Here is a 16,878-nt window from a genome sequence, read left to right as displayed (position 1 = left end):
ATCAGTCGTCGGCGTCGTCCTCGCCGTCGAGCGTGATCACGCCGTACGACCAGCCCTTGCGGCGGTAGACGACGGCGCACTGGTCGGTCTCCGCGTCGACGAAGAGGTAGAACGGGTGTCCGACGAGCTCCATCTGGTCGACGGCCTCGTGCACCGACATGCGCTTCGAGGGGAAGCGCTTGCGGCGGATGACGACCGGCGACCACTCCTGCTCCTCGTCGACGACGGGCACCTCGCCCGTCGCGACCGCCGTGAGCACCGACACGTCGGCGGGGGTCACGTCGAGGCCGCGGAAGTCGCCGGAGGCGATCTCGCGCACCGACGCCCGCTTCGCGGTGCGGTCGGTGCTCTTGTCGTGGATGCGGCGCGCCCGCTCCATGAGCTTGTGGAACGCGGCGTCGAAGGCGATGTACTTGTCGGGCCCCTCGGCCTCCGACCGGATCACGCTCCCCGGCACGAGCACGGTGATCTCGACCCGTCCGCCCGCTGTCGCGTTCGGATCGGCGTGGCGCGAGACGCGCATCGCGATCGAGGTGGCACGGGGCAGCAGCAACGCGATCTTGTCGAGCTTCTCCTCGGCGTACGCCTCGAAGCGATCGGTGATGCGTGCCCCTCGGGCGGTGATCTCGATGTCCACGGTGACCTCCAACCTGATCAGGCGATCCGCCCCGGTCGGTGGCGGATGACGCCTTGGGTGCGGGCCAGCCTAGCGGGCCGATGCCCGCTCGTGTCCAGCATCCGTCCATGCGTCAGCCATGTCGCGGCACGCGTGCCACGACGACCGCTGCGACGACGTGGGCGCCTGCCGAGCGTGCGGCCGCGACGGCCTCGCGCAGGGTCGCGCCCGTCGTGGCGACGTCGTCGACCACCACGACGCGCGCACCGGCGAGCCGCCGCGCGTCGCGTGTGCGCACGTGCAGCGCGGAGCGCTCGAGCCGCTCGACGCGCCCGCGACGCTTCTGCTGCCGAGCGTCGACCTGCGCGAGCTCGACCCACCGCAGGTGCGCGCCTCTGGCGAGCTGGCGCACCGGCACGACGCCGCGCCTGCGGGTGCCCTCGCGGCTGGCGGGCACGAGCACCGCGAGCGGCATGGCCGCCTCGTCGGCGCACGCCGCCTCGACGAGCCGCCGCAGGGTCGACGCCAGCAGCCGCAGCGCGCAGCCACGGCCGTCCTCCTTCGCGGCCAGCACGACGGCGCGCGCGACGCCGTCGTACGACGCGGCCCACACCATCGGCACCGCGAGGGCGTCGTCGACGTGCGTCGCCGTGAACGCGCTCGCGCACGCGGCGCACACGCCACGGTCGGGTGCGCCGCAGCCGGCGCACTCGCGCGGCCACAGCACGCCGAGGGCCTCGCGGAGCGCAGCATGCATGCACGACACCCTCGCGCGCGCTGCAGCCTCGCGAGCAGCCCGGGCCCCATGCTGTGGATGCCGCAGCCTGTGCGGGACGTCAGATCTGCACGACGACCAGCTGCACGTCGGCGAGGTCGCCGACCTCCTGCCACTGCCCAGCGCGGAGCACGATGAGCTCGCCCTCCGCGGAGCGCGCCCGCAGCACCGCGGCCGCACCGACGCCGCCCGCGAGCTGCGAGAGGTCGTCCTGCGGCGTCGGCAGCTGCTGCGTCGCGCCGCCGACGGTGAGCAGCACGAGCTGCTGCCCGTCGCCTGCGGTCGAGAGCACCGCGATCGCGGTGCCCGACGCCCACGTGACGTCCATCGGCGCGCCGACGACCTGGGGCATGCGCTGCGGCGGAGCGACGGCGACCGGCACGCCATCCTGCCGCACGACGCCGGCGACCCACGCCGCCGTGCCGCCCGCCACCTCGGTGACGATCGCGAGACGATGACCGTCGCGCGACAGCTCGATGTCGCGGATCGTGCCCTGCACGTCAGGCAGCGCCAGCACGAGCTCCTGCTGGCCGTCGGAGACGACGATCGCCTGCGTCGCGGGATCCGGCACCCACCACGCCCAGCCTGCGCGATCGAGCGTGGGAGGGATCGTGACGGACGCGTCGAGCGCGACGGGCTCCTGGCCAGGCACGATCCGCAGCACCTCGCCGTCGGCGAGCGCCAGGGCGAGGCCGTCGTCGTCGCGCACCGTGAGCGACGAGATGCCGGCGGCACCGAGGTCGACGCCGAGGTCGACCTCGTCCGACGTCCCCTGGCCCACGTAGGCGAGCTCGTCGTCGGCGAGCACGAGCGCTCGCGCGTCGACGACGGGCGACGAGGTGCCCGGCGCATCGCGCGACGACGCCGAGTACCCCTCGACCCCGTCGATGGCCGCCACGACCTCGGTGACGCCGAGCCTCGCCATCGACTGCTGGATCTGCAGCGCCAGCATGCTCAGCTCGACGCTGCTCGACTCCTGCACCTGCTCGAACGACACCGTGACCTCGGCGACCTCCTCGTCGAGCACGACGTCGCCCACGCGCACGGCGTCGGGGTCGGCGGCCGTCCACACGGCGGGGGCGAGCCACGCGGCGGGGCCGGCGAGCACGGCGTCGACGATCGCCGACGGCAGCGCGTCGCCGGAGCGCTCGAACCAGCGCACGTCGGGCACGAACGTCGCCCTGTCCTCGGAGTACCACGCGAGCGTCTGGGCGTCGAAGAGCCGATCGAAGCTGTACCTGCTGAGCACGAGCCCGTCCGGCGCATCCGCGATGCGCCACTCGCCGCCCTGCTGCACGAGCACGAACGTGCGCCTGGCGGTGTCGTGGGGGGGGGCGCCGTGCTCGTCGACGGCGCCGACGACGTCGATCGCCGCCTCGACCGTCGAGTCGTCGGTCGAGGTCAGCTGCGGCTGGCCGGAGCGCAGCGTGACGCTCGCGGTCGGATCCCACTCGACGCCGTCGACGAGGTAGTCGCGCGCGATCGAGAAGTCGTCGGCGGGGCTCAGCGCCGCCTGCAGGAAGCCCTGCACGATCTCCTCCTGCGTCGCGCCGTCCGTCGGCCCCTCGGCGATGAACTCGACGTCGCCGACCTCGGTGCCCTCCTCGACCTCGCCGGCCGAGACCGGCCCGGACGTCGGCAGTCCGACGCAGCCGACGAGCGCGAGCGTCGCCGCGATCGCCACCACGGCCCTCGACATCCTCATGCGCGGCCCTCCACGATCTCGATCGCCCCGGTGTCGGCAGGCGGCAGGCCGATGGGCGGCACGACGTCGCGCGCGCCGCCGCGCGGGATGGTGAGGCGGAACGCCGTGCCCTCGCCCTGGCGCGACCAGACGTCGAGCACGCCGCCGTGCAGCACGGCGTCCTCCTGGCTGATCGCGAGGCCGAGTCCCGTGCCACCCGTGCGGCGCTGCCGCGACGGGTCGGCGCGCCAGAACCGGTCGAAGACGCGCCCGGACTCCTCCTCGGTCATGCCGACGCCGTGGTCGCGCACCGCGATCGCCACGGCGTCGTGGTTGGAGTCCACAGACACGACGATCGGGCGGCCCTCGCCGTGGTCGATGGCGTTGCCGAGGAGGTTCTGCAGGATGCGGCGGATGCGACGCGGGTCGACCTCGGCGTCGAAGTGGCCACCCGGGGCGACGAGCCGAACGGCCGAGCCGCGCTCCTCCGCCAGCAGCCGTACCGACTCGATCTCGGTCTCGGCGAGGCGCACAACGTTGGTCGGCTCGATCTCGAGCGTCGCGGCCCCTGCGTCGAACCTCGACATCTCGAGCAGGTCGACGAGCATGACCTCGAAGCGGTCGATCTGCGTGTGCAGCAGCTCGGCCGTGCGCGCTGCGACGGGATCGAGCGACTCGCGTCGGTCGTAGAGCACGTCGCCGGCGAGCCGGATCGTCGTCAGCGGCGTGCGCAGCTCGTGCGACACGTCGGAGACGAACCGCTGCTGCAGGTTCGACAGCGCCGCGAGACGCGAGATCTGGCTCGAGATCGAGTCGGCCATGTCGTTGAACGAGCGACCCAGGCGCGCCAGCACGTCGTCGCCGCGCACCGCCATGCGCTCGTCGAGCCTGCCGCTGGCCAGCAGCGCGCTCGTCGCCGCCGCCTGCTCCACGGGCGCCACCACCATGCGCACGACCACGAGGGTCACGAGCGCGACGAGCGCCAGCAGCGCGACGCCGCCGATCACCATCGTCGTCTGCATCCGCTGCAGCGTGACCTGCGCCTCCTCGAGGCTGTGCACGATGTAGAACTCGTACTGCCCGGCGCTGGGCACCTCCAGCAGCGTGCCGACGATGAGGCCGGGCACGGTGCCCTCCGCCGTCTCGAGCTGCACCGACTGGTAGTACGGGGTGCCGTCGGATGCCGCGACGCGCTCGGCGAGCTCAGGGGTGAGCAGCGAGTCGTCGAAGCCGCGCACCCGCGTGTCGCCGAGGTCGACGGCCGACTGCGCCTGGTCGGGCGTGCGCAGCATGGCGTACGCGGCGAGCGCCGGGTTGGAGATGAAGCCCGCGCCCGCCTGCAGCGCCGTCTCCTGCAGCTGCGCGAGCTCGCCGGTCGTCGACGAGCCTGCGGCGTCGGTGAAGACCTGCTGCGCCGCACCCGTCGCGCGCACCGACTCCAGCAGCGCCTCGTCGCGGCGCTGCTCGAAGATGCTCGCGCCGATCGAGATCGACATGTAGCCGCCGACGACGGCCATCGCCAGCAGCGACAGCAGCACGCTCGTCGCGACGATCCGCAGCTGCAGCGACCTGCGCCACGTGCCGACGAGACGCTGCGGCAGCGAACGCCTCACCGCCTGCATCGCTGCGCGCCTAGGCTGCGACCGCGCCGGCGCGGTAGCCGACGCCGCGGACGGTCGTGACGACGCGCGGCTCGTCGGGGTCGAGCTCGATCTTCGAGCGCAGCCGCTGCACGTGCACGTTCACCAGGCGCGTGTCTGCCTTGTACTGGTAGCCCCACACCTGCTCGAGCAGCATCTCGCGGCTGAAGACCTGCGCGGGCTTCGAGGCGAGCGTGACGAGCAGCTCGAACTCGAGCGGCGTGAGCTGGATGCGCGCGTCGCCGCGCCGCACCTCGTGACCGGGCACGTCGATCGTGATGTCGGCGACGTTGAGCGTCGTCTGGTCGGGCTCGCGGCCCGGCCGCAGGCGCGTGCGGATGCGGGCGACGAGCTCCTTCGGGTTGAAGGGCTTCACGATGTAGTCGTCGGCGCCCGACTCGAGGCCGCGCACGACGTCGGTCGTCTCGCCCTTCGCGGTGAGCATGATGATGGGCGTGCCCGACTCGGCGCGGATGAGCTGGCAGATCTGGATGCCGTCCATGCCGGGCAGCATGAGGTCGAGCAGCACGAGGTCGGGCTGCACGGCGTGGAACCGGTCGAGCGCGTCGCCGCCGTCCGGGCAGAACTCGAGGTCGAACCCCTCGGCGCGCAGCACGATGCCGATCATCTCCGCCAGGGCGGTGTCGTCGTCGACGACCAGGATCGTGGGCATCGGGCTCCTCTCGCGGCCGCAACGATACCCGAGCGCACCTCAGCGTCTGGTCACCGGCTCGCGACGACCTCTTGCGCGCCCTCCGCGCGGGTCGGCAGCGTGCGCATGGTGCGGAACCCGCTGACGAGGAACGGCGGCACGGCGAGGAATCCGACGGCGACGCCGACCCACATCGCCTCGACGGTGCCGAGCACCGTGCCCAGGAGCCCTGCCAGCAGCGCGCCGATGGGCATGACGCCCCACACCACGGTGCGGATCGACGCGTTCATGCGGCCGAGCAGCGGCTTGGGGCACAGTCGCTGACGCGCGGTGACCTGCACGATGTTGAACACGAGCACCGTGAAGCCGAAGATGGCCTCGCCGACGATGAGGAGCGCGATCGACGCCTCGGGCACGAGCACCGCGAGCGGCAGCAGCACGGTCGCGAGCGCGAAGACGACCACCGACCACGTGATCGCCGGGCCCTCGCCGATCCATCTGGCGATGCGGGTCGCGAGGATCGAGCCGAGCAGGCCGCCGACCGCGCCGATCGACAGGATGACGCCGAACAGCAGCGCGTCGATGCCGAGGATGCGCAGGATCGCGATGGGCAGCAGGGTGTAGATGATGATCGAGCCGAGGTTCGACAGCGCGACCGTCGCGACGATGCGGCGCAGCAGGTCGTTCGCGGCGACGAACCGCAGCCCCTCGGCGATCTCGACGAGCAGGTGCCTGCGCTCGGCCTTCGGGCGCACGACCTCGCCGTCGCGGATGCCCGACAGCGCGAGGGCGCTCACGAGGAATCCTGCGACGTTGGCGAGCAGCACGACGGGCGCGGCGAGGATGCCCAGCAGCGCGCCTGCGAGCGCGGGTCCGCCGAGCCGCATCGTCTGCGCCGTGGCCTCGAGCACGCCGTTGGCGTCGCCGACGTGCTCGTCGGCGACGAGCACGGGCACGAACGACTGGTAGCCGACGTCGAAGAAGACGGTCGCGACGCCCACGACGGCGCCGACGACCACGAGGTGCCAGATCTCGAGGTGGCCGAGCACGGCGAGCAGCGGGATGACGGCGATCGCCGCGGCACGCACGAGGTCGGCGACGATCATGACGTGCCGCTTGCGCATGCGGTCGAGCCAGGCGCCCGCCGGCAGCCCGACGACGAGGAACGCCGCCGTCTGGGCCGCGTTCAGGTAGCCCATCTCGGCGTCGGTCGCGTGCAGCATCGTCACGGCGACGATCGGCATCGCGAGCCCGGCGAGCTGCGCGCCGAGCTGGCTCGTGCCCTCGCCCGCCCACAGCAGCACGAACCCCGGCTGCCTCCACACGCTGCTGCGTCCCATGCGTCGATGATGACACACTGATTGGGTTTCCCCAATCGCTTGCTCGGCGATGCGACGATGGAGGCATGAGCGAGCCGCGCATCGAGCCCGACGACGACGCGGCGGCCGCGAGCCTCGAGGCGCGCGCGAAGGCGCTCGGCTCCCCCATCCGCTGGCGCATCCTGCGCCTGTGCCTGCACGAGCCGCGCACGAACCGCGAGCTCGCGGTGCTGCTGGACCGCAACCCCGCATCGATGCTGCACCACGTGCGCACGCTCGTCGACACCGGCTACCTCGCTGCGCAGGAGCCGCGCCGCGGCGCACGCGGCGCACGCGAGATCCCCTACCTCGCGACGCGACTCACGTGGACTCAGGACGAGCAGACCTCGACCTCCGACGTGATCGTGCGCACGTTCCTCGAGGAGATCGAGGGCCTCGCGCCCGACGACCTCGGGATCATGCGCGCAGGCCTGCGCCTCTCGCAGGACGAGCTGCACGAGTACTGGTCCCGCACGGCCGAGATCGTGCGCGATCTCATGGCCAGGCGCGAGACCGAGCCCGACGTCGAGCGCACGTCGTGGAGCGTGTTCCTCGCCGTGCACCCCGATCGCCAGCAGGACGGCCCGACGGCGCGGTGACGACGTTCGCTGCCCGGCCGGAGGCCGTGTCGCCCAGCCGTCGCGCAGCAGGCCGCGGCGCGCCGCGGCTCCGTGGCTACGCGGCGTCGCGTGCCTGCGTGATCGCCCACAGCGCGTCGAAGATGCCCGCGTTGAGCGCGAACGCGAGCCTCGCCTCGTCGACGAGGCGCCGCTCCTCGTCGGCATCCCACGGCATCGCGTCGAGCGCCGCGCGGTATGCGCGACGGATCGGCACGGGCCCGCCGGCGGCGGCGAAGTCGTAGAACGTGACGTGCTCGTCGCCGGCGCCGTAGTGGCGCTTGAGCATCGTCGCGATCACCTGCCCACCCGAGATGTCGCCGAGGTAGCGCGTGTAGTGGTGCGCGGTGAACGCCGGCGCATCGCCGCGGACGGCGAGCACGCGCGCGACGTACTCCTCCGTCGCAGGCAGGATCGGCACGCCCACCGTGCCGCCGAGCGCCTCGAGGTCGGCGCGGATGGCCGCGGCGCGATCGAGCCCGCGATCGGCGAGGAACGCGGGGTCGCCGGCCTGCGGCGTGCGCGACTCCATCGCCGCGTACACGTGCTCGAGCTGGGCCAGGTACAGGCGGTAGTCGCCGAGCCCGAGCTCGCCGCTCATGAGCGCCGTGACGAAGCCGCGGTGCTCGGCCTCCTCGTGCACGATCGCGGTCGCCTCGCGCAGTCGCGTCGAGAGCGTGCCCACCTCGTCGGTGCCGGGCGCGTGCGTGCTGGCGTGGGCGTCGGTGGCTGGAGCGTCGGCGTGCATGCGTCACGCCTCCCTTCGGGGTCGGGGCGCGAGGGCGCCCGTCCTGAGCGGCACGACCATGCGCCTGCCGCTTCGAGGATGCTCCACGATCTCGACAGGATGCCGATAGACCTGCGTGAGCACCTCCTCGTCGATGTCGTCGGGGTGGCCGGCGCGACGCACGCGCCCCGCCTCCAGCAGCACCACGGCGTCGGCGACGGCGAGGGCCGCGTCGAGGTCGTGGAGCACGAGCACGACGGTGCCGCCGTGTCGTGCGACGTCGCGCGCGATGCGCAGCGCGGCATCCTGGTGCCGCAGGTCGAGCGCCGCGGTCGGCTCGTCGAGCAGCAGCACGCCGGCATCCTGCGCGAGCACGCGCGCGAGCTGCACGCGCGAGCGCTCGCCGCCGGACAGCGTGAGCACCCCTTGGCCTGCGTACGCCTCCGCCTCGGTCTCGACGAGCGCCGCGAGCGCGATCGCGTCGCGCGTCGCCGCCGACTCGCCGTCGCGCCACGCGTGCCTGCCGAGGGCGACGACCTCGCGTGCCGGGTAGTCGAACGCGACGCCGTGGTGCTGCGACAGCACCGCGCGTGCACGGGCGGCGTCGCCTGGCGACAGGGAGGCGGCATCGACACCTGCGATGCGGATGCTGCCTGCAGCGACCGGCAGGTCTCCCGCGATCGCCGACAGCAGCGTCGACTTGCCGGAGCCGTTCGGGCCGACGAGCACCGTGATGGCACCTGCCTCGGCCTCCATCGCCACGTCGTGCAGCACGGCGCGGCCGCCGAGCTCGACCCGCAGGCCCTCGACCACGACGGTCACGACGGCACCGCCGTGCGCAGCCGCGTGCGCACGAGCACGAGGAACAGCGGCCCGCCGACGACGGCGGTGAGCACGCCGATCGGCAGGTCGACGAACGGCACGAGCGTGCGTGCGCCGAGGTCGGCGCCCACGAGCAGCAGCGCCCCCGCGATCGCCGACAGCGGCAGCACGACGCGCTGGCTCGGGCCGACGATCAGGCGCAGCACGTGCGGCACGATGAGCCCGACGAAGCCGATGATGCCGCCGATCGCGACGGCTCCCGCGGCGAGCAGCGCCGCGCACAGCACCGCGACCGCGCGGAACGTGCGCAGGTCGAGGCCTGCGCGTCTCGCGTCGCGCTCGCCGAGCGCGAGCGCGTCGAGGCCGTGCGCGAGCGGCTGCGCGACGACGAGCCCGAGCGCGACGACCACCGCGGCGGGCGCGAGGCCCGCCCACGTCGAGCCGTTGAGCGAGCCCATCTGCCAGAACACGATCGCCTCGCGGCTCGTGGTCTCGGCGAGGAAGATGAGCAGGGCGGAGGCTGCGCCCGCGACGGCGTTGACCGCGATGCCCACGAGCACGAGCACGAGCGTCGCCGACCCGCCGAGCCGCGACGACAGCGCGAGCACGACGACGGTCGTGAGGATGCCGCTGACGAACGCGGCGGCCGGCACCGTCCATGCCACGACGGCGGCGCTCGAGGCGATGATCGCGACGGCGGCGCCGACGCCTGCGCCCGCGGTGATGCCGATGACGCCCGGCTCAGCGAGCGGGTTGCCGAACAGACCCTGCGTGATGGCGCCTGCGGTCGCGAGCGCCGCCCCCACCACGAGCGCGGCGGCGATGCGCGGCAGGCGCACGTTCCACAGCGCGCCGTCCGTGCGGGTCGCAGCCGCCTCGGGCGCGATGCCGACGAGCTCCCCCAGCCGTCGCCCGAACGACGCCGCGACCTCCGCCGGGCTCATCGAGTACTGGCCGAGCAGCGTCGACGCGACGATCGCGACGGCGAGCAGCGCGACGAGCACGATCGTCGTCGTCGCGGTTCGCGAGCTCGGCACGCGCGTCGGCGAGCGCTCCCCGACGACGTCGCCGTAGCGGCCGAGCGGCGCGGGGTGCGACGGCGCACGCCGCGCGGGCTGCGCGCCCGCCGCCGCGCGTGCTGCCGCCGCATCCGCCGTCACGGTGCGTACACCGCCTCCGCGAGCGACACGAGCACCTCGGGATACGAGGGACCGAACGAGAGCACCTCGCCGTCGGCCATGTCGACGATGCGCTGCGTCTGCCCCGCGACGGTGTCGGAGACGCCGGGACGCCCCACGAAGCCGTCGACGCCGCCGGTGGAGGCGAGGCCGCCCGTCATCGTCAGGATGACCTCCGGGTCGATCGCGAGCACCGCCTCGGCCGTCGCGGGCGCGATGTCCTGCACGCCCGCGCCCGTCGCCGCATCCGCGCCGCCGATCGCCGCGATGAGGTCGTCTGCCCCCGAGCCCTCGCCCATGACGAAGAACACCGAGCCCGTGCCGCGCACGTACAGGAACGCCATGCGCAGCGGATCCCAGTCGCCTGCGAGCGCGTCGACGCGGTCCTCGGCGGCCACGAGCCTCGCCTCGAGGTCGTCGACGAGCACGGCACCCGCGTCGGCGACGCCGAACGCGCCTGCCACGACGAGGATCTGCTCGGCGATGAGGTCGACGCCGCGCTCCGAGGAGACCACGAGCACCGGCACGCCGGATGCGCGCAGCTGCTCGGGCACCTCGGGCGGGCCCATGGTGTCGTCCATGATCACGAAGGTGGGCTGGAGGTCGAGGATCGCCTCGGCCTGCAGCTCGTGGCCGTTCTGCGTGACGACCGGCAGGTCGGCGACGACCGACTCCGTGCTCGTGTTCGCCCTGCCGACGAGGGTGTCGGCGAGGCCGAGCGCGATGACGGTCTCGGTGAGCGTGCCGTACAGGTCGAGCGCGAGCGTGCGGGAGACGTCGGCGACGTCGACCGTGACGCCGTCGACGCCCGTCGCGGTCACGGGCAGCTGCGGCTCGGGGTCGGCGATCGGCTGCGGCGCAGCCACCGTCGCAGCGGTCGACGGGCCCGTGAGCGTGCGCGGATCGACCGTCGATGGCTGCGGCTCGGCGGCAGGCGTCGACGACGCGGTCGACGCCTCGGAGGTTGCGGGCGCGTCCTGCTCCCCGGCTGCAGCGCTGGACGACGAGCAGGGCGACGCCTGCGGTGAGGCGCCTCATGCGCGGGCGAGCCTCCGGCGCGCCACGAGCACGCCGCCCATGAGGGCGAACGCGAGGCCGAGCATCGGCAGCAGCACGTCGACGCGCTGCTCGGAGCCGGTCTGCGGCAGGGTGCCGGTCGCGGACGAGCACTCGACCTCGCCGCCGAGCGGCAGCGTGAACGACACGGCATCGAGCGCCTCGCCTGCGTCGTAGAAGCCCGCGAAGCCCTCGGCGCCGGCGGCCGTGAGGGTCGCCGTCGCTCCCTGCACGCGCAGCGCGTCACCCGAGACGGTCGACGAGAACGCCAGGCTCGCGAACGCGACGTCGTCGTACGTGTGCAGCTGCCCGTCCTCCAGGCCCTTCGAGACGACGTCGGCGACGATCGTGCCGGACGACGGGCCCGTGAGCCGCAGTCGCACGTCGCTGATCGTGAGGTCGAGCGCGCCCGAGTGACCCGTGAAGTGGATGCTGCCAGGCAGGCTCACGAGCCCCGTGCCCTCGTCGAGCTGGATCGCGCCGGAGCCACCGGACCACTGCAAGCCGCCGTCGGCGTCGGCGATGCCGCCCGACGTCGTCCAGCCGCCGTTCGCGATGCCGCCGGAGATGTACGAGCGGAACGACGAGCGGATGCCCCACTGCAGCGTCGCGCCGCTGACGGCGGTCGCGGTGCACTGCTGCTGCGCTGCGGCGACGGGCGACCCCTGCGCCGGCGCGACCTGCACGGGAGCCGGCGTCACGATCGGCGCCTCGATGGGAGTCGGCTGCTGCGGCTGCACCGGGGTGCCGGGCTGCTGCGGCTGCTCGACCGTCGCGATCGGCAGGGTCGCCGAGACGGGGTCGAGCGCGGTGCCCGCCGCGTAGAAGCCCGCGAAGCCGGCCGCGCCCTGCTCCGTGAGCACCGCGGGAGCGTTCGCGATCGTGAGCGTGCCTGCCGCGACGGCTGCCGCGGCGGCGTCTCGCGCTGCCGGGCTCGAGATCGCGACGGTCGCGAAGTCGATGCCCGTCTGCGTCACGTACTCCGTGGAGCCGAGCGACCGCGACACGGTCGAGGCGACGATCGTCGCCTGCGTCGCCGAATCGATGCGCAGTCGCACGTCGCTGATCGTGAGGTCGAGCTGGCCGCCGTGACCGGTGAAGCGGATCTGGCCGGGGTAGGCCACGAGCGCCGTGCCCGCTGCCTCGTCGGCCACGCCGGTGCCGTTCGCCCACGAGAAGCCCGTCGCGTCGAGGCGCACGCCACCCGACGGGGTGATCGTGCCGTTCGCGATGGGGCCCTGGACGTAGCTGCGGAACGACGACTTGATGCCCCACTGCAGCGTGGCCCCTGCGACGCCGAGGCCGGGCGTGGTGCCCGGGTTCGTCGGGTCGGTGCCCGGCTCGGTCGGGTCGGTGCCCGGCTCGGTCGGGTCGACGGGGGCCTCGATGGCGGTGAGCGGCAGCGTGAACGTCGCAGTGCCGAACGAGGTGCCCGCCGCGTACGTGAAGATCGGCGAGGCCTCTGCCGTGATGGCCGTCGCAGCGTCGGTCACGGTCACCGCGTCGTCGCCGAAGACGGCACCCGAGAGGTCGATCGTCGCCAGACGCAGGTCCTGCTGCGTGCCGTTCGTCGACGACGTCGCGTCGACGACGAGGAAGCCCTCGGTCGCCGAGACGAGCTCGATGCGCAGGTTCGTCAGGTCGATGTCGATGGCACCGCCGTGGGCGAGGAAGCCGATGGTGCCCGGAAGCGCGACGAGCGCGGACTGCGCTGCGGCGTCGACGACGCCCGTGCCATCCGTCCACGAGAAGCCCTCGGCTGCGCCGTGGAAGACGGCGCCGTCGGCTGCGGTGATCTCGCCCGCTGCGCTCTGGTACCGCAGCCATCCGGCGTGGAACGTCCAGTCGAGCGCGGCCCCCGCGACGTCGTGCGTCGGGTCGGCAGGGGTCGTCGGCGTCGTGCCGGGATCCGTCGGGTCGGTGCCGGGATCCGTCGGGTCGGTGCCGGGGTCGCCTGGGTCGGTGCCGGGATCCGTCGGATCGGTGCCCGGGTCGCCGGGCTCGGTGCCCGGGTCGGTCGGCTCGGGCTCGGCAGCCGCGACGAGCGGCAGCGTGAACGTCACGGGGTCGAGGGCCGTGCCCTCGCCGTAGAAGCCTGCGAAGGCTGCCGCGCCCGCAGCGGTGAGCGTCGACGGCGCGCTCGCGATCGAGATCGCGTCGGCGCCCACGACGAGCCCCGACAGGTCGATCTGCGCGAAGCGCGTGTCCGGGTACTGCTCGATCGTGCCCGACTGCAGGCCCTTCGAGGCGACGTCGAAGACGAGGTAGCCCTCGGTCGCCGAGACGATCTCGACGCGTGCGTCGGTCAGGGTGAGGTCGAGCAGGCCGCCGTGGCCGACGAACTGCAGCGAGCCGGGCAGCGACACGAGCGCCGAGGCGGTCGCGGCGTCGGCGGAGCCTGCGCCTGCCGACCAGGCGTAGCCGTCGGCGGTGGCGACGACGCCGCCGGCCGGGGTCGCCGAGCCGTTCGCGATGGGACCTGCGATGTAGGAGCGGAACGACTGCTTGACGCCCCAGTCGAGCGTCGCTGCTGCGACGTCCTGGGTGGCTGCGGATGCGGGCGGTGCCGCGACGACTCCGACGGCGCCGGCTGCGACGAGCAGCGCCGAGAGGATCGTCGCGAGCGCACGGCGGCGCACGGGCATGGCTGAGTGCATGCGAGATCTCCGTGATGTGAGAGGGATGCGTCGCGAGGATTCCTCGCGACGTTAGGTGAGCCTAACCTAACCTGACATGCGCGTCGCGCGCCAGTCCCTCGTCTGCGCGCTACGCCTCGAGGCGGTCCGCCGCCTCCAGCCACTCCTCCTCGAGCGTGGCGAGTCGGTCGTCGAGATCCGCGAGCTCGCGCTGCATCGACAGCAGTCGGTCGTAGTCGCTCTGGTCGACGAGCGCGAAGTCCGCCAGCAGCGTCTCCCGTCGCTCGGTCGTCTTCTGCACGCGACGCTCGAGGCTGCGCACCTCGAGCTCGAGCTGCCTGCGCTCCGCTCCCGAGACCCGCTCGCGACCGGGCGCCGAGCCCGTCGCATCCATGGGCGAGGCCGCCCTGCCCCGCAGGCTCGCCGCCTCCGCCTCCAGCCGCAGGTACTCCTCGATGCCGCCAGGCAGGTGGCGCAGCTGCCCGTCGATCACGGCACGCTGCTGATCGGTGACGCGCTCGATGAGGTACCGGTCGTGGCTGACGACGATGAGGCAGCCGGCCCACGAGTCGAGCAGATCCTCGAGCGCCGCGAGCATGTCGGTGTCGAGGTCGTTCGTCGGCTCGTCGAGGATGAGCACGTTCGGCTCGTCGAGCAGGATGAGCAGCAGCTGCAGCCTGCGCCGCTGCCCGCCCGAGAGGTCGCGGATGGGCGTCGACAGCTCGTCGGAGCGGAAGCCGAGCCGCTCGAGCAGCTGCCCGGGCGTCAGCTCGTCGCCGCCGGACGCATACGACGTGCGCAGGCGCCCGATGACGGTGCGCACCGGCTCGTGCTCGTGCTCCTGCAGCTCGGCGAGCTCCTGGCTCAGCTGCGCGACCTTCACGGTCACGCCGCGCTTCACGCGTCCCGACGTGGGGGCGAGCGTGCCCGCGACGAGCTGCAGCAGCGTCGACTTGCCTGCGCCGTTGCGGCCGAGGATCCCGGTGCGCTCCCCCGGCGCGATGAGCCACGTGACGTCGTCGAGCACCGTGCGGTCGTCGTACGACACCGACACGTCGCGCAGGTCGACGACGTCCTTGCCCAGCCGCGTCGCCGCGAGCTGCGACAGGGCGATGCGGTCGCGGGGCTCTGGCACGTCCTCGATGAGCTGCGTCGCCGCCTCGATGCGGAACTTCGGCTTCGCCGTGCGGGCGGGCGCGCCGCGCCGCAGCCACGCGAGCTCCTTGCGCATGAGGCTCTGGCGCTTCACCTCGGTGACGCGCGAGATGCGGTCGCGCTCGACGCGCTGCAGCACGTACGCCGCGTAGCCGCCCTCGAAGGGCTCCACGATGCCGTCGTGCACCTCCCACGTCATCGTGCACACCGCGTCGAGGAACCACCGGTCGTGGGTCACGACCGCGAGGGCACCCCTGTTGGCGCCGACCCTGCGCACGAGGTGGTCGGCGAGCCATGCGATGCCCTGCACGTCGAGGTGGTTCGTGGGCTCGTCGAGCAGCAGCACGTCCCAGTCGCCGGCGAGCAGACGCGCGAGCGCGACGCGACGCTTCTGCCCGCCGGAGAGCGACGAGATCGTCGCATCCCACGGCACGTCGCCTGCGAGGCCCGCGACGATCTCGCGGATGCGGGCGTCGCCCGCCCACTCGTGCTCCTCGCGGTCGCCGACGATCGTCGCGCCGACGGTGCCGTCGCCGTCGAGCACGTCGCGCTGGTCGAGCATCCCGACCCGCAAGCCTCCGCGGTGCGTGACGCGACCGTCGTCGGGTGCGAGCGTGCCTGCCAGCAGGCGCAGCAGGGTCGACTTGCCGTCGCCGTTGCGTCCGACGACGCCGATGCGGTCGCCGTCGTCGAGGCCGAGCGAGACGGAGTCGAGCACGAGCCGGTTGGGATGCGCGAGCCGGACGCGCTCAGCGCTGAGGAGATGTGCCATGTCCCTCCCAGCGTAGGCGCGCCCGGGCGCGGTCCGCGCCGGGCGATCGACCGTCGGGTGGGGTGCTCGCCCGCCGGTCGGTCCGCACATGGACCGATCGATCCCGCGACGCGGCAGCCTCAGTCGATGAGGCGCGCGCCTGCGACGGGGCCGGTGACCTTCGACGACGGGATGCGCGCGGCGGCCAGCGCGACCTGCACCTCGAGCGCCGAGTCGACGTCGGCGCACAGGAACGCGCACGTCGGACCCGAGCCCGAGACGATGCCTGCGAGGGCGCCGCTGCGCTCGCCGAGCTCGAGCGTGCCGGCGAGCCTGGGCGCGAGGTGCAGCGCCGCGGGCTGCAGGTCGTTCGACAGCACCTCGGCGAGCATGTGCGCGTCGCCTGCGCGCAGCGCCTGCAGCACGCGCGCGTCGACCTCGGGCCTGCGCACCGCGGGCATGATGTCGGCCTTGTGCCGCAGCCGATGCGCGTCGAGCTCGGCGTACACGTCGGGCGTCGCCAGGCCCGTGCCGGAGAATGCGAGCACCCAATGCAGCTGGCCCTGCGCGAGCGCGGGGCTCAGCTCGTCGCCACGACCGGTGCCGACGGCAGTGCCGCCCTGCAGCGCGAACGGCACGTCGGCGCCGAGGCGTGCTGCGAGTCGATGCAGCTCGTCGCGGCCGACCTTGAGACCCCACAGCTCTGCGCACGCGACGAGCGTCGCCGCCGCATCCGCGGACCCGCCGCCCATGCCGCCTGCGACGGGCACGTGCTTCTCGATGCGCAGCGCGACGCCCGTCGTGACCTTCGCGTGCCGCGCGAGCAGCATCGCGGCCCGCACCGCGAGGTTGTCGGCGCCGGTGGAGAGCCCGGTGGAGTCGACGGGGCCGGTGACCTCGACCGAGAAGTCGTCGGCCTCGCGCGCCTCGACGATCTCGTGGAGGCTCACCGCGTGGTACGCCGTCGCGATCTCGTGGTAGCCGTCGTCCTGCAGGGAACCGACGCCGAGGTAGACGTTGATCTTCCCTGGCGCCTTGGCTCTGACGACGCTGGGCTGCACGCGGTCGAGCCTAGCCGCGCGCGGCACCCCGATCCTCCACGCATCCCCAGACGCTCACCGAGGCACGCTTCGCCGTTGCGAGGTGCGCTTGCTGCACTGAGGTGCCGTTGCACCAGCACCTGAGTGCAGCAAGCGCACCTCGCAACGGAC

Annotated in this window: 14 protein-coding genes; 1 reads left to right on the top strand and 13 read right to left on the bottom strand. The window is 73.3% G+C overall.

Features of this window, described 5'->3' with window-relative positions; translation table 11 throughout:
- Position 1: 1 nt before the first annotated feature.
- From hpf to ACZ6H8_RS15855, 6 genes are all read right to left on the bottom strand, one after another.
- Positions 2-637, bottom strand: a complete 636-nt coding sequence (gene hpf / locus ACZ6H8_RS15880; RefSeq protein ID WP_464147911.1) for a ribosome hibernation-promoting factor, HPF/YfiA family — start codon at positions 635-637, stop codon at positions 2-4.
- 112 nt (positions 638-749) lie between these two features.
- Entirely contained in the window at positions 750-1,373 is a 624-nt protein-coding gene (locus ACZ6H8_RS15875; RefSeq protein WP_464147909.1) for a ComF family protein, read from the bottom strand.
- 79 nt (positions 1,374-1,452) lie between these two features.
- Positions 1,453-3,096: an LpqB family beta-propeller domain-containing protein gene (locus ACZ6H8_RS15870; protein ID WP_464147908.1), complete on the bottom strand. Its 1,644-nt coding sequence runs from the start codon at positions 3,094-3,096 to the stop codon at positions 1,453-1,455.
- On the bottom strand, positions 3,093-4,697 hold the full coding sequence (mtrB, locus tag ACZ6H8_RS15865; protein ID WP_464147906.1) for an MtrAB system histidine kinase MtrB: 1,605 nt from the start codon (positions 4,695-4,697) through the stop codon (positions 3,093-3,095). Before mtrB ends, ACZ6H8_RS15870 begins: the two co-directional genes overlap by 4 nt.
- 10 nt (positions 4,698-4,707) lie before the next feature.
- Positions 4,708-5,388: an MtrAB system response regulator MtrA gene (gene mtrA / locus ACZ6H8_RS15860; protein WP_464147905.1), complete on the bottom strand. Its 681-nt coding sequence runs from the start codon at positions 5,386-5,388 to the stop codon at positions 4,708-4,710.
- 50 nt (positions 5,389-5,438) lie between these two features.
- Entirely contained in the window at positions 5,439-6,707 is a 1,269-nt protein-coding gene (locus ACZ6H8_RS15855) for an MFS transporter (RefSeq protein ID WP_464147904.1), read from the bottom strand.
- Positions 6,708-6,772: 65 nt separating this feature from the next.
- Here ACZ6H8_RS15855 and ACZ6H8_RS15850 point away from each other — a divergent pair, with 65 nt between their 5' ends.
- Complete coding sequence (locus ACZ6H8_RS15850; protein ID WP_464147902.1) at positions 6,773-7,324, top strand: ArsR/SmtB family transcription factor; 552 nt, start codon at positions 6,773-6,775, stop codon at positions 7,322-7,324.
- Positions 7,325-7,400: 76 nt separating this feature from the next.
- Here ACZ6H8_RS15850 and ACZ6H8_RS15845 read toward each other — a convergent pair whose 3' ends face one another.
- The 7 genes from ACZ6H8_RS15845 to ACZ6H8_RS15815 all read right to left on the bottom strand — a co-directional run bounded on the left by ACZ6H8_RS15845 (position 7,401) and on the right by ACZ6H8_RS15815 (position 16,728).
- Positions 7,401-8,090: a biliverdin-producing heme oxygenase gene (locus ACZ6H8_RS15845; protein WP_464147900.1), complete on the bottom strand. Its 690-nt coding sequence runs from the start codon at positions 8,088-8,090 to the stop codon at positions 7,401-7,403.
- A gap of 3 nt (positions 8,091-8,093) precedes the next feature.
- Positions 8,094-8,891, bottom strand: coding sequence for an ATP-binding cassette domain-containing protein (locus tag ACZ6H8_RS15840; protein WP_464147899.1), 798 nt, complete (start codon positions 8,889-8,891; stop codon positions 8,094-8,096).
- On the bottom strand, positions 8,888-10,051 hold the full coding sequence (locus tag ACZ6H8_RS15835) for a FecCD family ABC transporter permease (protein ID WP_464147897.1): 1,164 nt from the start codon (positions 10,049-10,051) through the stop codon (positions 8,888-8,890). The genes ACZ6H8_RS15840 and ACZ6H8_RS15835 overlap by 4 nt, the downstream gene beginning before the upstream one ends.
- Positions 10,048-10,935, bottom strand: a complete 888-nt coding sequence (locus tag ACZ6H8_RS15830; RefSeq protein WP_464147896.1) for a heme/hemin ABC transporter substrate-binding protein — start codon at positions 10,933-10,935, stop codon at positions 10,048-10,050. Before ACZ6H8_RS15830 ends, ACZ6H8_RS15835 begins: the two co-directional genes overlap by 4 nt.
- Before the next feature lie 168 nt (positions 10,936-11,103).
- On the bottom strand, positions 11,104-13,782 hold the full coding sequence (locus ACZ6H8_RS15825) for an HtaA domain-containing protein (RefSeq protein WP_464147895.1): 2,679 nt from the start codon (positions 13,780-13,782) through the stop codon (positions 11,104-11,106).
- A gap of 109 nt (positions 13,783-13,891) precedes the next feature.
- Complete coding sequence (locus tag ACZ6H8_RS15820; protein WP_464147894.1) at positions 13,892-15,688, bottom strand: ATP-binding cassette domain-containing protein; 1,797 nt, start codon at positions 15,686-15,688, stop codon at positions 13,892-13,894.
- Positions 15,689-15,807: 119 nt separating this feature from the next.
- Entirely contained in the window at positions 15,808-16,728 is a 921-nt protein-coding gene (locus tag ACZ6H8_RS15815; RefSeq protein ID WP_464147893.1) for a 4-(cytidine 5'-diphospho)-2-C-methyl-D-erythritol kinase, read from the bottom strand.
- Between the last annotated feature and the right edge of the window lie 150 nt (positions 16,729-16,878).

It is taken from the genome of Agrococcus sp. AC640b, assembly GCF_979255995.1.
The sequence above is the reverse complement of the archived record's forward strand: the minus strand, read 5'-3'. Positions and strand labels throughout refer to the sequence as shown.